12 protein-coding genes and 1 tRNA gene are annotated in these 15,221 nt (G+C 66.8%); 4 read left to right on the forward strand and 9 right to left on the reverse strand.

Going from position 1 to position 15,221, the window contains the following annotated elements; all coding sequences use genetic code 11:
• Positions 1-3 precede the first annotated feature (3 nt).
• Together mfd and ACZZZD_RS03540 are read right to left on the reverse strand one after the other, a co-directional pair.
• On the reverse strand, positions 4-3,459 hold the full coding sequence (gene mfd, locus ACZZZD_RS03535) for a transcription-repair coupling factor (RefSeq protein WP_463432706.1): 3,456 nt from the start codon (positions 3,457-3,459) through the stop codon (positions 4-6).
• A complete protein-coding gene (locus tag ACZZZD_RS03540; protein ID WP_292147379.1) occupies positions 3,459-3,752 on the reverse strand; it encodes an FAD assembly factor SdhE in 294 nt (97 codons plus the stop codon). The genes mfd and ACZZZD_RS03540 overlap by 1 nt, the downstream gene beginning before the upstream one ends.
• A 131-nt stretch (positions 3,753-3,883) precedes the next feature.
• Here ACZZZD_RS03540 and recG point away from each other — a divergent pair, with 131 nt between their 5' ends.
• A complete protein-coding gene (gene recG / locus ACZZZD_RS03545) occupies positions 3,884-5,971 on the forward strand; it encodes an ATP-dependent DNA helicase RecG (protein WP_463436070.1) in 2,088 nt (695 codons plus the stop codon).
• On the opposite strand, the gene ACZZZD_RS03550 is transcribed toward recG, so the two are convergent.
• From ACZZZD_RS03550 to ACZZZD_RS03570, 5 genes are read right to left on the reverse strand one after another with little or no spacing between them, the layout of a single operon-like run.
• Positions 5,968-6,762 (reverse strand): MBL fold metallo-hydrolase, encoded by a 795-nt coding sequence (locus ACZZZD_RS03550; RefSeq protein WP_463432708.1) that lies wholly within the window; start codon positions 6,760-6,762, stop codon positions 5,968-5,970. The two genes, recG and ACZZZD_RS03550, sit on opposite strands and share 4 nt — an antisense overlap.
• Positions 6,759-7,541 carry a TatD family hydrolase gene (locus ACZZZD_RS03555; RefSeq protein ID WP_463432710.1) on the reverse strand — a complete coding sequence of 261 codons (783 nt, stop codon included), beginning with the start codon at positions 7,539-7,541 and terminating at the stop codon, positions 6,759-6,761. Before ACZZZD_RS03555 ends, ACZZZD_RS03550 begins: the two co-directional genes overlap by 4 nt.
• A complete protein-coding gene (locus tag ACZZZD_RS03560) occupies positions 7,541-8,533 on the reverse strand; it encodes a DNA polymerase III subunit delta' (protein ID WP_463432712.1) in 993 nt (330 codons plus the stop codon). Before ACZZZD_RS03560 ends, ACZZZD_RS03555 begins: the two co-directional genes overlap by 1 nt.
• Entirely contained in the window at positions 8,530-9,162 is a 633-nt protein-coding gene (gene tmk, locus ACZZZD_RS03565; RefSeq protein WP_463432714.1) for a dTMP kinase, read from the reverse strand. Before tmk ends, ACZZZD_RS03560 begins: the two co-directional genes overlap by 4 nt.
• 49 nt (positions 9,163-9,211) lie before the next feature.
• Positions 9,212-10,051 (reverse strand): septal ring lytic transglycosylase RlpA family protein, encoded by an 840-nt coding sequence (locus tag ACZZZD_RS03570; protein ID WP_463432716.1) that lies wholly within the window; start codon positions 10,049-10,051, stop codon positions 9,212-9,214.
• A gap of 104 nt (positions 10,052-10,155) precedes the next feature.
• On the opposite strand from ACZZZD_RS03570, the gene ACZZZD_RS03575 reads away from it, so the two are divergent.
• From ACZZZD_RS03575 to ACZZZD_RS03585, 3 genes are all read left to right on the forward strand, one after another.
• A tRNA-Ser gene (locus tag ACZZZD_RS03575) sits at positions 10,156-10,245 on the forward strand.
• Between the two features lie 74 nt (positions 10,246-10,319).
• Positions 10,320-11,231 (forward strand): hypothetical protein, encoded by a 912-nt coding sequence (locus ACZZZD_RS03580; RefSeq protein ID WP_463432718.1) that lies wholly within the window; start codon positions 10,320-10,322, stop codon positions 11,229-11,231.
• A 146-nt stretch (positions 11,232-11,377) separates the two neighbouring features.
• Entirely contained in the window at positions 11,378-12,709 is a 1,332-nt protein-coding gene (locus tag ACZZZD_RS03585; protein WP_463432720.1) for an Hsp70 family protein, read from the forward strand.
• On the opposite strand, the gene ACZZZD_RS03590 is transcribed toward ACZZZD_RS03585, so the two are convergent.
• Positions 12,706-13,824: an acyl-CoA dehydrogenase family protein gene (locus ACZZZD_RS03590; protein ID WP_463432722.1), complete on the reverse strand. Its 1,119-nt coding sequence runs from the start codon at positions 13,822-13,824 to the stop codon at positions 12,706-12,708. The genes ACZZZD_RS03585 and ACZZZD_RS03590 overlap by 4 nt on opposite strands.
• A gap of 145 nt (positions 13,825-13,969) precedes the next feature.
• Positions 13,970-15,151 (reverse strand): acyl-CoA dehydrogenase family protein, encoded by a 1,182-nt coding sequence (locus ACZZZD_RS03595; protein ID WP_463432724.1) that lies wholly within the window; start codon positions 15,149-15,151, stop codon positions 13,970-13,972.
• Positions 15,152-15,221 lie beyond the last annotated feature (70 nt).

The following is a 15,221-nucleotide window of genomic DNA, read 5'->3' on the forward strand; positions in this document are numbered from 1 at the left end:
GGCTTACGCCCCCGCCACCCGCGCCAGGTCGGCCGTGATCCGTTCCGCCACCTTCAGCCGCTCTTCCGCCGTGGGCCAGTCGCCCGTCACGACGATCTTCTGATCCGGCCGGATCTTCCAGAACGCCTGGTTCTTCTGGATCAGCCCCACCAGACCCATCGGGTTCGGGAAGCTGTTGTCGCGCAGGGTCAGCACGGCGCCGCGCGGGCCGATGTCGATCTTCTCGATACAGGCCCGGCGGCAGTTGGACTTGATGCCGACGATCTTCAGAAGTTGTTGCGCCTCGTCCGGCAACGGCCCGAACCGATCGATCAGTTCGGCGGCAAGGGCTTCGCGGTCCTCGGCCTGTTCGGCGTCGGACAGGCGGCGATACAGGCTGAGACGGACGTTCAGGTCCGGCACGTATTCCTCTGGAATCAAAACGGAAGCGCCGACGTTGATCGACGGCGACCAGCCGCGATCCACATTGGCTCCCTCGCCCTTTTCGCGCAGCTCGGCGACCGCATCCTCCAGCATCTGCTGGTAGAGTTCGACGCCGACCTCGCGGATATGGCCCGACTGTTCGTCGCCCAGCAGGTTGCCGCCGCCGCGCTGGTCCAGGTCGTGGCTGGCCAACTGGAAGCCGGCGCCCAGATTGTCCAGCGACTGCAACACTTGTAGCCGCCGCTCGGCGGATAGGGTCATGGGCTTGACAGCATCCGTAGTGAGATAGGCGAAGGCCCGCGCCTTGGACCGGCCGACCCGGCCCCGGATCTGATACAGCTGCGCCAGGCCGAACATGTCGGCGCGGTGCACGACCAGGGTGTTGGCGGTCGGGATATCCAGCCCGCTCTCGACGATGGTGGTCGAGACCAGCACGTCGTATTCCCCATCGTAGAAGGCGCTCATCACCTCCTCCAGCTGGGTCGGCGCCATCTGGCCGTGGCCGACAACGAACTTCACCTCAGGCACCTGCTCGCGCAGGAACTTCTCGATGGCCGGCAGGTCCTTCAAGCGCGGCGCGACATAATAGGCCTGACCCCCGCGATACTTCTCACGCAGCAAGGCTTCGCGCACCAGCACCGGATCCCACGGTGTTACATAGGTCCTCACCGCCAGGCGATCGACCGGCGGTGTGGCGATGATCGACATCTCGCGAATGCCCGACAGCGCCATCTGCAAGGTGCGCGGGATCGGCGTGGCGGTCAGGGTCAGCAGATGCACGTCGGCGCGCAGCGACTTCAGCTTCTCCTTGTGCTTGACGCCGAAGTGCTGCTCCTCGTCGACGATGACCAGGCCCAGGTCGCGGAAACCGACCTGTTCGGACAGCACCGCATGGGTGCCGACGACGATCTCGACCGAGCCGTCCTTCAAGCCCTGCCGCGTCTCCGCCGCCTCCTTTGCGCCCACCATCCGCGACAGTTGCCGCACCTTGACCGGCCAGCCGGCGAATTGTTCGGTGAAGGTCTTGTAGTGTTGACGCGCCAACAGGGTCGTCGGCGCCACGATGGCCACCTGCTGCCCCGTCATCGCCACGACGAAGGCGGCCCGCAGCGCCACCTCGGTCTTGCCGAAGCCGACGTCGCCGCAGATCAGGCGATCCATCGGCGTGCCCTTGCCCAAATCCTCCAGCACGTCGCCGATGGCGTTCAACTGGTCGTCCGTCTCCTCGTAGGGGAAGCGGGCGCAGAATTCGGCGAACAGGCCCGACGGCGGAACGACCGCCTGGGTCTCGCGCAGCGCGCGTTTGGCCGCGAGCGCGATCAGCCCCTCGGCCATCGCCCGCAGGCGTTCCTTGGCCTTGGCCTTGCGCGCCTGCCATCCAGCGCCGCCCAGCCGATCCAGTTGCGCCCCTTCCGAATCCGAACCGTATCGGGTCAGAAGGTCAATATTTTCAACCGGCAGATAGAGCTTGCTCTCACCGGCATACAACAGCTCCAGGCAGTCGTGCGGGGCCTGCTGGATGTCCAGCGTCTTCAGCCCCTCATAGCGCCCGATCCCGTGATCCAGGTGGACCACCAGGTCGCCGGTGGTCAGGGCCGAGGCCTCGGCCAGGAAGTTCGACGCCCGGCGCTTTTTCCTGGGCCGCGCCAGTCGGTCGCCCAGAATGTCGGTCTCGGAAATGACCGCGACCTCGTCCGTCGCAAACCCATGCTCGACCGGCAGGACGCCGCGCAGATACAGGTCCTTCGGCGCGGTCTGGACATCGGCCCAGTCGCGCACGGCGACGATATGATCCAGGCCGTGGTCGGCCAGCATGGTCGCCAGGCGTTCCGACGAGCCCTCGGTCCAGGAGGCGAACAGCACCCGCTTGCCGTCGGCCTTCAGCGCCGCAGCATGGGCCGCCACCGCCTCGAACAGGTTGACGCTGTCCTGCGCCCGCTCCGCCGCGAAGGTCCGGCCCAGCCGGCCGCCCGCATCTTCTCCACCGCCGGAAAACGGCGTGAACCGCCGGACGGCGCGACCCGCCAGCGCCTGGTTCCAGTCTCCGGCGTCCAGATAAAGCGACCGGGGCGCCAAGGCGCGGTTCGAACCGGCGGCGCCCTTTGTCTTTGCGGCTTCCACCCGTCCGTCATAGGCGTCGGCGATCAGATCCCACCGCTCGGCCCGCGCGCTCTCGGCCTGATTGTCGAGAAAGATCTGCGCCTGGTCGGGCAGATAGTCGAACAGCGAATCCAGTGTCTCGTAGAACAGCGGCAGCCACTGCTCCATGCCCTGACGCCGCGCGCCCTCGCTGATCGTCGCATACAGGGGATCGTCGCCGGGCGCCCCGAACAGGTTCAAATAGCCGGTGCGGAACCGCGAGATGGCCGCCGCGTCCAGCAAGGCCTCCGACACGGGCGCCAGCGACACCGCCGTCATCTGGCCGGTCGATCTCTGGGTCTCGGGATCGAAGGTGCGGATCGATTCCAGCTCGGCCCCGAACATGTCCAGCCGCACCGGCTCTTCGAAGCCCGGCGGATAGACATCGACTACCCCGCCCCGCACGGCGAACTCGCCCCGCTCCGACACCGTAGAGGCCCGTACATAGCCGTTGGCGGCGAAATACCGCTCCAGCGCCTGGATATCGAGATCGCGCCCGACCTTGGTCTCGAACCCGGCCTGGGTCGTCACCGACCGGGGCGGGGTGCGCTGCATGGCCGCCGAGACGGTCGTAACCACCAGAACCGGGGCGTCGTCGGGCTTGCGCAGGGCCAGACGCGTCAGGGTCGCCATCCGCTGGGCGGCGATGCCCGCCGTGGGGCTCAGCCGGTCATAGGGCAGGCAGTCCCAGGCCGGATATTCAAGAATTTCTATCTCTTGCGAGAAGAAACGGAACGCCTGAACGAAACCGCCCGACCGCTGATAGTCGCGCGCCACGAACACGCCGACGCCGCCATCCTTCGCGATCCGCTCGGCGACAACCAGGGCGTCCAGCCCTTCCGGCGCCCCGCCCAGATCGGCGTCGGTGCGGTGCTGCACAGTGACCTGTTGATCCATCAGCCGATGCCCTTGCCGACCTCGGCCGCCACATGTTCGCGCATGAAGGCGCGAACCTTGGCCATCACCGGGGTCTCGAACTCGGGCGGCGTCGGGTCGCGCTCGATGATCCAGCCGTAGAGCCACTGGTCTTCCTCGTCGATCAGCAGTTCGAACTGGTCCAACTCGGCGTCCGTCAGCGTCGGCGCCACCTGGTCCGAAAACGGACCCAGCACCATGTCGGCCTCGCGAAAGCCCCGCCGCCAGGACCGGAATTGGATACGGCCCAGCCGCTGCTTGCGTTCAGGGGTCATTTCGCTTTCGAGACGCGCGTCAATTTCGGCCACAAGAATCCTTGCCCGGTCCAGGCTTTCAAACAGGTCGGGTCAAATAGCGTTCCTGAACGCACTTCGCCACCCGTCATGGTCACGCTATGTTCACGGCGATGCGTCCGCAGATTCTCTTTCCCCTGTTCGCCGAGGTCTCCACCCTGAAGGGCGTGGGGCCCCGTGTCCTGCCGCTGGTGCAGAAGGTGGCGGGTCCGCTGGTGCGCGACCTCGTCTTCCTCAGCCCCTCCGGCGTCATCGTTCGCCGCGCGGCAGAGGCCGCAACCGCCGTCGATGGTGAGGTCGGCATCTTCGAGGTGACCATCGACCGCCTGTTCCCGCCCAGCCGCCCGGGCGCCCCGCTGAAGGTCCGCGCCAGCGACCCGACCGGCTTCGTCCATCTGGTCTGGTTCGGCGGCTCGCCCCAGCATATCGACCGCCTTCTGCCGCGCGGCGAGACCCGGCTAGTCTCGGGCAAGGTCGAACGCTTCAATGGCGAGGTCCAGATCGTCCACCCGGACATCGTCACCCTGGACAAGGCGGCCGACATCCCCGCCTCCGAACCCGTCTATCCGGCGACCCAAGGCCTGACCTCGCGCCAGCTGCGCAAACTGGTTCAGGCCGCCCTGCCCGCCGCTCCCGATCTGCCGGAATGGCAGGACGCCGCCTGGCTGAAGAAACAGGACTGGCTCTCCTGGCGCGCCGCCCTCGACGCCCTGCACGCCCCCACGGGCGAGTTCGACCTGTCGCCTGACGCCCCCGCCCGCCAGCGTTTGGCCTATGACGAGTTTCTGGCCCACCAGTTGGCCCTGGCCCGTCGCCGTCGCGCCCGCGAGATCAATCCCTCGCCCGTCATCACGGCTGGAGCAGGCTCCGACCATCTGCTCCAGGCCCTGCCCTTCACCCTGACCAACGCCCAGGCTCAGGCCATCGCCGAAATCCGCCGCGACCTGGCATCCGGCACGCAGATGGGCCGACTGCTGCAAGGCGACGTCGGCTCGGGCAAGACCGCCGTCGCCGCCTTGGCCTTGGCCGACGCGGCCTCCAGCGGCTTCCAGTCCGCCCTGATGGCCCCGACTGAGATCCTGGCCCGCCAGCATTTCGAGAAACTCGGCCCCCTGCTGGAAACGGCCGGCGTCGGCTCCGTCCTACTGACCGGACGCGACACCCCCGGCCAGAGGCGCGAGAAGCTGGCGGCCCTCGCCTCGGGTCAGGCCAAGGTCGCCATCGGCACCCACGCCCTGTTCCAGGACGCCGTCCGCTTCGACCGCCTGGCCCTCGCCGTCATCGACGAACAGCACCGTTTCGGCGTCAGCGAGCGCCAGCGGCTCCAGGCCAAGGGCGACCCGCGCATCGGCGCCGTCCATCTGCTGACCATGTCGGCCACCCCGATTCCCCGCACCCTGGAACTGACCCAGTACGGCGAGTTGGAGGTCAGCCGCCTGATGGAGAAGCCGCCGGGCCGCACGCCCGTCACGACCGCCGTCGTCCCGCTGCTGCGCATCGGCGAGGTTGCTGCCCGTCTGAAGACCGCCGTCGAGAGCGGCGCCCAGGCCTATTGGATCTGTCCTCTGGTCGAGGAATCGGAAGCGATCGATCTCGCCGCCGCGGTCGATCGCGCCGACGACCTGCGCCGGATGCTGGGCGTCGAGATTGGCCTGGCCCACGGCCAGATGCCGGGTGCCGAGCGCGAAACCGTCATGAGCGCCTTCGCCGATGGCCGCATCCCGGTTCTGGTCGCCACCACGGTGGTGGAGGTCGGTGTCGATGTGCCCAACGCCTCCATCATGGTCATCGAACACGCCGACCGCTTCGGCCTGGCGCAACTTCACCAGCTACGGGGCCGCGTCGGTCGCGGATCGAAAGCCAGTTCCTGCATCCTGCTCTACGGCGGCCAGGACGGCGCGCTGGGCGAGACGGCGAAAGAGCGTCTCGAAACCCTGCGCCGTACCGAGGATGGCTTTGTCATCGCCGAAGAAGACTTCCGCCTGCGCGGCGGCGGCGATCCCTTGGGCCTGAAGCAAAGCGGGTTCCCCGCCTACCGTTTCGCCGACCCGATCCGCAACCGCACCCTGATGCTGGCCGCCGCAGACGACGCCCGCCTGATCATGAACCGCGACCCCGACCTGACCTCCGAGCGCGGCCAGGCGGTTCAGGTGCTGGAGGAACTGTTCGACTGGAAGGGCCATAAGGCCGGCGCGGATTAGCCGATCGTCGCCGTCCACCCGTCAAACCCAACCTCGACGTTTTCGGGAACAAGCGCGGACAATGCCTTGTAATCCATGTCGATATGCAGGTTCGTCAGCACCGCCCGCTCCACTTCGGCGGCGGCGATCCACTCCAGCGCCCGATCAAGATGCGCATGGGTCGGATGCGGCGCATAGCGCAGGGCATCCACGATCCAGATCTGACACCCCGCCACGGCGGCCAGCGCCGCCTCGTCCAGATCGGATACGTCGCTGGAATAGGCCATGTCGCCCAACCGATAACCCACCGACCGGATCGGCCCGTGCGCCTGGTCGAAGGTCGTGACAGGGATCGCCCCGCCCGCTCCCTCGACCGACCAGGCCACGCCATGCGGCGGAATGATCCGCCCGTCCAGCAGCGGCGGATAGCCGAACTTGCTCTCGAAGATGTAGTCGAACCGATGCGTCAGTGACCCATGCGTCGCCTCATCCATCCAGGCCGGGATGCGCTTCCTCGCCCGCGCGGCGAAGGTTCTCAGGTCGTCGATCCCGTGGGTCTGATCCGCGTGGTCATGGGTATAGAGGACCGCATCGACATGCTTCGTTCCGCTGGCCAGCATCTGTTCGCGCAGGTCCGGCGAGGTGTCGATCAGGACGTTGGTCACCCCCTCCGGCCCCATCTTCCTCGCCAGCATCGAACAGCGCGTCCGCCTGTTCTTCGGCTCGGCGGGGTCGCACGCGCCCCAGTCACCGTCGCCGCGCGGCACCCCGCCCGACGATCCGCTGCCCAGGATGACGACCTCGAAACTCATGCCGGTCTCGGTATCCGGTCAAAGAGGCCGAAGAAGGCCTCGGTCGTGATCCGGTCAGCCTCCTCGGCGCTCCAGCCCCGGATCTCAGCCAGCTTGTCCAACACATGGCCGACATAGGCCGGCTCGTTTCGCCGCCCCCGGTGCGGGATAGGCGCCAGATAGGGGCAGTCTGTCTCGACGATGATACGGTCCGCCGGCATGTCGCGGATAACCGCCCGCACATCCCCGGCAGCCTTGAATGTGGCGATGCCCGACACCGAGAACCACGCCCCCAGTTCCGTAGCAATTCTCGCCAGTTCCGCGCCACTCGTGTAGCAGTGCATCAACATCTTGAACGACCCGGCGGCGTATTCCTCCCGCAGGATTGCCCCCATGACATCATCCGCCTCACGCGTATGGATCACCAGCGGCAGGCCTGTCTCGCGCGCCGCCGCCACATGCTGGCGGAACACCGCCGTCTGGGTCTCGCGCGGGCTGAAGTCGTAGTGGAAGTCCAGCCCGCACTCGCCGATTCCGACCACCTTGGGCCGCTGCGCCAGATCGATCAGGGTCGCCGCCGTCAGGTCCCTCGCATCCTTGGCCTCGTGCGGGTGCACCCCGACCGTGCACCAGATGTCGTCATTGGCCATGGCGATCCCGTGCGTCGCCTCGAAGGTCGCCAGCTTGTCCGAGATCTCGACCATCAGACCGACCCCCGCCTCGCGCGCCCGGGCGATCACGTCGTCCCGGTCCTCGTCGAACTGGGGCGCGTGCAGGTTCACATGACTGTCGATCAGCATCAGCCCATCCGCTCCTGCTGGCCCTGGACCCGCCTCAGGTCCGCCAGCGCCCCGGCAAGCACATCGGCCTTGTCCAGGTTCAGCCCCGCCGCCCGCTCCGGCAGGGGCTGCAGCCGTTCCCACAGCTCGGCCCAGCGGTTCCCCGCGCCAGCCGGGCTGCTCAGGGCCCGCATCCGCACCGCCGCGATCAGCCGGTCCATCAGGGTCTCGAACCGCTCCTGCCCCTCCGCGCCGCGGAACTTGTCGGTGATGGCCAGGGCCTCGGCCCGGTCCACGGCGCCCTCGACCCAACGGCGCGCCAGTTGATCCATCTCGAACGTCGCGCCCGACGCCAGGGCCAGGGCCGCGCCCGGCGAACCGCCCGCCATTATCGCCGCATGTTCCGCGTCGTCCGGCTCGGCCCCCGTCCGATTGCGCACCAAGGTCTCCAGCCGATCCGGCGTCCAGATCGGAAAGCTCAGCCGCCGGCACCGCGATCGGATGGTAGCCAGCAGCCGCCCCGGCGCATGGGTCACGAGAAACAGCACTCCCCGCTCGGGCGGCTCCTCAAGAACCTTCAGCAAGGCATTGGCGGCGTTGAGGTTCAGATCGTCGGCGGCGTCGATAATGGCCACCCGATACTGGGCCTGCGACGGGCTTTTGGAAAAGAACTCGGGCAGTTCGCGCGATTGATCGACCGAGATCGACTTCTTGGTCTTCCCGCCCTCGACCAGCCGTTCCAGCACCAGCAGGTCGGGATGCGATTGGGCCGAGATCAGCCGGCTGACCGGATCGTCGCGCCCGGCGCCCAGCCGCCCGCGCGCCGGATCGGCCGCCGCCCCCAGCAGCCGTCGCGCCGCGCGATAGGCGAAGGTCGCCTTGCCCGTCCCCTCGACCCCGCACAGCAGCCAGGCATGGTGCAGACGCCCCCGCTCCCAGGCGTCCAGAAACGCCGTTTCCGCCGCCGCATCGGGGACTAGATCGAACCGGTCGCGGGGATGGTTTTCGCTCACAGCAGCCGGCCCTGAACCGCCCGCCACACCCGCGCCTCGACCTCGTCCAGCGATCCCACGGCGTCGATCAACACGCACCGCTGGGGATTGGCCTCGACGATGCGCAGGAAGCCCTCGCGCAGTCTCTGGTGAAACTCGACGCCTTTCGATTCGAACCGCGTCTCGAACAGGCCCCGCCCGAACGCCCGCTCCAGCCCCACCTCGACCGGCAGGTCGAACACCAGGGTCAGGTCCGGCTGGTCGTCCCCGACCACGCCCGCGTCGATCTGTTCGATGAAGCTCTGGGCCACGCCGCCGCCCGCGCCCTGATAGGCCCGGCTGCTGTCGGCGAACCGATCGCACACCACCCAGTCGCCGGCCGCCAGCGCTGGGCGGATGGTCCGCTCCAGATGGTCGGAACGCGAGGCGTACATCAGAAGGGTCTCGGTCATGGCCGACCACGGCTCGGCGTCGTTGGCCACGACCAGGTTGCGGATCACCTCCGCCCCCTTTGATCCGCCCGGCTCGCGGGTGCGCACCACCTTGCGCTCGCCCAGCACGGGCTGCAACCGTGCGACCAGTCGCCCGACCTGGGTCGACTTGCCGGCGCCCTCGCCGCCTTCGAAGCTTATGAATTGTCCACGGGTCACGCGCCTTCATGGCGCGCGGGCGCCGTCCGGCGCAAGCCCGTGCGCGCGATCAGTTGCCGGATATCAACAGGGCGCCCGCGTAACCCCGCGCCACGACCGACTGTCGGGCGGCTTCGGCCGCATTGGCGCTGTCCCACGGCCCCACCACCACGTTGAACCGTCCGCCGTTCAGATCGGCCCGCACCCAGCCGCTCAGGCTGTCGGCGATTCGCCGGGCCTCACCCTGATCGGAGAACGTCCCCGCCTGCACCCAATAGGTCGAGACCTCAGCCATTACGGGCGCAGCCGGCGCGACGGCGGCCATCTGCACAGGAGCACTCACCGGCGCCGAGACGCGCGGCGCGGGCGCCGACGCCCTCAACAGCGTGCCCCCGCCCTCCTGCGGCGCTCGGCCCAGATAGCGCACTCGCACCCGTCCCACGCCCTGCGACAGCATCCCCAGTTCCGTCGCCGCCTCGCGCGACAGGTCGATGATCCGGCTGTCCACGAACGGCCCCCGGTCGTTGATCCGCACCACCAGCCGCCGCCCATTGTCCAGGTTCGTCACCTCGACCAGACCGGGCAGAGGAAGCGTCTTGTGCGCCGCCGTCAGGGCATGCATGTCGAACCGCTCGCCGGTCGAGGTCGGCCGCCCGTTGAAGGCGTCGCCGTACCAGGACGCCATCCCGACCTCTTCGTATTCCGGCTGTTCCTTGGGCGTGTACCAGCGCCCGCGCACCTGATACGGCCGCATCGTCCCCGACACGATCGGCGCCGGATCCTTGACCACGGGCAGACGCGCCTCGCCGCGCGTCCCGCTCACACTGGTGCCACCCACGCTGGAACAGGCGGCTAGCAGCGAGAACAGCCCCAGGATCAGAGCGCCGCGCACCCATTGTCCACACGTCATCGATCGCCTCGTCAAAAATACGAAAACAGGATGGCCGAAGACATTTCCGCTTTGGTTAATGACCCGTTCGCCTGCTATGGCGTCCGCCTCCGCTCCGGCGGCAAGGAAGAGTGGCCGAGCGGTTTAAGGCACTGGTCTTGAAAACCAGCGACGGTGAGAGCCGTCCGTGGGTTCGAATCCCACCTCTTCCGCCAAGTGCAAGCTATTACGGTTCGACCGCATAATCGTTCTTATTGTCATCCTTCAATATTCGTGATTGACGGCGAACATGGAGGGCTCCGGCGGCAACGCTATGAGCACAAAACTGAAAGGCGATGACGTGATTAACGAACCGCCCCATACTTTTTCGCAGCGTAACGGACTAGCTACTGTCCCACCGCAACTGCTGTTAGGCGTGCTGACTCCTGAACTGCGCAACCGTTTGCACTATGCATTCGACAATAGCTTAGAAGAATCGGCCGGATACGGAACGATGTCTGCGTATCTAACAGATCCGTGGAAGCGCCTTTTAACTGACACCCACGTCAAGTTCTTTCAAAAGAACATTTCGCAATTCAATAACGATTTGTCGGCGCAACGATCCATTCTTCATCGACTATGTATGGAGGGCAAAATTGGATTTTTGTTCGACTACGTTGAGTTCGTGCTGCAACATCCTTTGTGCCCAAGTGAGCTAGTCACGGAACTAACCGATTCACTTGTTCAGGGACGGTCGGCGTACAGAATCTTAGACGGCAAAACAGTTTCTGCAGTAGGAACCCCAGTTGAGGCCGAAGCCATTTCCAAAGCTGTGACCGCAAGCCAAGGCGTCGCGCCCGGAGCGGCTCATCACTTGATTGGCGCATCCTCCGACCTTCGAAGGGGTGATTGGAGCGGAAGCATTAGAAACAGTATTCATGCGGTGGAGTCGATCGCCGTAGTGCTCGCCCCATCAAAAGACACACTTAATGATGCGCTTGCCGTCCTCGCTGGAAAAGGTCACCTCCACGCAGGTCTAAAGGCAGCGTTCGCCAAGCTATATGGCTATTCATCTGACGAAGAGGGCGTTCGCCATGCGCTCGTATTCCAGGACAGTCCTTCCGCCGACGAAGCCGATGCCTTATTCATGTTAGGTGCTTGCGCCGCGTTTGTTTCGTATTTGTTGACCCGCGCCCGCGCTGGGGGGCTACTTCAAGACTAGCGAGGTTGCTGGTGATACGTGGGTAAGAGACGTCACCGACTTCCGGCCGTCGCTATCCGCCATCATCAACTCTCCCTGACCTCATTTACGCTTGCTATTGCCCCGCCTGACGCTAGGAACCCGGCTCCCCTGCCTGGAGCCCTGCCATGACGGCGACGAAACCGATGACGATCGGGATCGATTTCGGCACGACCAATACGGTCGTCGCCCTGACCGATGCGGACGGCCTCGCCCGACTCGTGACCTTCGACGCGGTCGAGGGCCAGACCACCACCTTCCGCTCGGCGCTCAGCTTCCAGATCCATCAGGGCGTGGACGGCCAGCCGCCCGAGCGCGTGGTCGAGGCCGGTCCCTGGGCCATCGCCGCCTATGTCGAGGACCCGCTGGAAACCCGCTTCATCCAGTCGTTCAAGACTTTCGCCGCCAGCGCCGCGTTCACCGAGACCCGTATCGACAACCGTCGCTATGCGTTCGAGGATCTGCTGGCCGCCTTCCTGCTGCGTCTGCGTCACCATGCGGGCGACGAACTGGCGAACACCCCGCCCGCCGTCATCGTCGGCCGCCCCGTCACCTTCGCGGGCGGCAATCCCGACGAGACATTGGCCCTGTCGCGCTATCAGACGGCGTTCGAGCGGCTGGGCTTCACCGACATCCGCTATGCGCACGAGCCGGTCGGCGCCGCCTTCTATTTCGCGCGTCAGCTGAAGGAGGACGCCACGGTCCTGGTCGCCGATTTCGGCGGCGGCACCAGCGACTTTTCCATCATCCGGTTCGAGCGGACGGACGACGGCCTGCGCTCGACGCCTCTGGCCCGCTCGGGCGTCGGCGTGGCGGGCGACGCTTTCGACTATCGGATCATCGACCAGCTGGTCTCGCCCGAACTGGGCAAGGGCGGTCTCTACAGCTCGGTCGGCAAACAACTGCCGATCCCGCAACGCTATTATTCAGCCTTCGCGCGCTGGGACCAACTGGCCCTGCTGCGCGCCTCGCGGGACATGCGCGACATCCGATCCCTGGCCCGCACAGCCCTGGAGCCGGAGAAGATCGAGCGTCTGATTGAGGTGCTGGACGACAACCACGGCCACGACCTCTACCGCGCCGTCTCCACGCTGAAGATGGCCCTGTCGGCCGACGAGACCGCCACCTTCCTGTTCCAGGCCGGCGGCGTCCATATCGAAAAGCCGGTCGCCCGCGCCGATTTCGAACGCTGGATCGCACCGGAACTGGCCGCCATCGAAGGCGCCGTGGACGAGGCCATGGCCCGCAGCGGCCTGGCCCCCGACGCCATCGACCGGGTCTTCCTGACCGGCGGCACCTCCTTCGTGCCGGCCGTGCGCGCCATCTTCCAGAGCCGTTTCGGCTCCGAGCGGATCGAGACCGGCGGCGAGTTCGAATCCATCGCCGCCGGCCTGGCCCTGATCGGCCGTGAGCCGGACCTGGACCTGTGGAGCGAGAAGGCCGGCCAGAGCCGAACCTAGAACCCCTGCGCCCGCGCCACGCGTTCGGCGTGGAAACCGGCGTCGCCCAGCAGTTCGTTCAGCACCCGCACCCGCTTCATGAACAGGCCCACGTCGAACTCGTCGGTCATGCCGACGCCGCCGTGCATCTGAACCGCCTCCTGCACCGCCAGCTCAGCGACACGCCCGGCCTTGGCCTTGGCGATGGAGGCCGCCAGCGACGCATCCTCGCGCGCCTCGTCGATAGCCAGCTGCGCACCGATGGTCGCCGCCCGCGCCAGCTCCAGTTCGGAAAACAGGTGCGCGGCCCGGTGTTGCAGCGCCTGAAACTCGCCGATCAGCTTGCCGAACTGTTTGCGGGTCCGCAGATAGTCCAGCGTCGTCTTGAACGCCTGATCGCCCGCGCCCGTCAGGCTGGAGGCCGCACAGGCCCGCCCCAGGCTCAGCGCGCCGTCGAGCAACGCCTCCCCGCCCCCGACCGCGCCGATCACCGCATCGGCGTCGACCGCCACGTCGTTCAGCGTGATCCGCGCGGCGTTGTGCGCATCGACCATCATCGTGCGTTCGACTGCGACCCCCGCCGTCGCCGGATCGACCAGGAACAATGTCGTTCCCTCATCCGCCGTCGCCACCACGATCACCGCGTCCGCCACATGGCCGTCCAGCACGAAAGCCTTGGCCCCATTCAGTTTGAAACCATTACCCGCCCGCTCGGCCCGCGTCGTGATCCGCGACGGCGTATGTTTGGCGCCCTCGTCCACCGCCAGGGCCAGGATGGCCTCGCCCGCCGCGATCCTGGGCAGCCACGCCTGCTGCGCCTGCGATCCGCCCTCGATCAGCACCTTGGCCGACAGGATCGACGATCCCAGATACGGCGACGGCGTCAGGGTGCGCCCCAGGCTCTCGGCGATCACGCCCGCCTCGACGGCGCCCAACCCCATGCCGCCCAGCGCCTCGGGAATGATGACGCCGGCGAAGCCCATCTCGCCGAACGCGCGCCACAGGTCGCGCGACACCCCGTCGGCGTCGCGTCCGTCCCGCAGTTTCCTCATATGCGCGATCGGCGCCTGCTCGTTCAGGAAGCCGTCGGCGGCATCCTGCAACATCGTCTGTTCTTCGGTCAGGATCAGCGGCATTTGGGTCCCAGGGCTGTGTGGCGGAAGAACCCCTCCACCACTTCGTGGTCCCCCTCCCCATTGACGTGGGGAGGAGACGGTCTCCTCCCTGTCGCGAAGCGATGGGGAGGTGGCGCGGCGCATCTTGCGCCGTGACGGAGGGGCTCTAGGCTCCCGGCAGTTGCAGCAGGTGTTTGGCGATGATGTTCAGCTGAACCTCGCTGGTGCCGCCCTCGATGGAATTAGCCTTGGTGCGCAGCCAGTCGCGCGCCGTCTTGCCGTCGTGCGACCGCTCGCCCTCCCATTCCAGCGCATCGGCGCCGCCCGCCGCCATCAGCAGTTCGTGGCGCCGCTTGTTCAGCTCGGACCCATAGTATTTCAGCATCGAGGCGATGGCCGGATGCGCCTGTTTGGCCTTCACCTGATCCCCGACCCGCTCCATGGCCAAACGGAAGGCCGCCGCATCGATCTCCAGATCCGCGATCCGGGCGCGCAGCATCGGCTCGTCCAGTCGGCCGGCCTCATCAGCGCCGATGGCGTCCATCGCCACCTGCCCCACGGGCCGCCCGCCGCCGACCTCGCCCATGGCGCCGATCATCGTCCGCTCGTGCGCCAACAGATATTTGGCCACGTCCCAGCCCCGGTTCAGCGTCCCGACCAGGTTCTCCTTCTCCACCCGCACATCGTCGAAGAAGGTCTCGCAGAAGGGTGACTTGCCGCTGATCAGGGTGATCGGCCGCGTCGTGACGCCCGGCGTCTTCATGTCGAACAGCACGAAGCTGATCCCCGTATGCTTGGGCGCGTCGGGGTCTGTCCTCACCAGACAGAAGATCCAGTCGGCCTTGTCGGCGTATGAGGTCCAGATCTTCTGACCGTTGACGATCCAGTGGTCGCCCCGATCCTCGGCACGCGTCTGGATGGCCGCCAGATCCGACCCGGCGCCCGGTTCGGAATAGCCCTGGCACCAGCGGATTTCTCCGCGCACGATCTCGGGCAGGAACCGCTTCTTCTGCTCCTCGGTCCCGAACGCCAGCAGCGCCGGGCCCAGCATCCAGACCCCGAAACTCGCCAAGGCCGGCTGCGCCTTGATGCGCCGCAGTTCGGAAGCAAGCACCTTGGCCTCCTCGCGGCTCAATCCCCCACCGCCGTATTCCGCCGGCCACTCCGGCGCCGTCCAGCCGCGCGCGCCCATCCGCTCCAGCCACAGCTTGTGCGCCGGCGTTTTGAACGTGGCGTCGCGCCCGCCCCAGATCATCTCGTCGTCGGCCATCGGCCCGCGACATTCGGCCGGGCAGTTCGCCTCCAGCCAGGCGCGCGTCTCGGCGCGGAATTGCTCCAGCTCGGTCATCCATCGTCTCCCATGGCGTGCGTCGCTGATCGACCGAAGCCGATGCGAGACATCGTTGGAAGCGACCTTA

It is taken from the genome of Brevundimonas sp. AC546, from assembly GCF_979258305.1.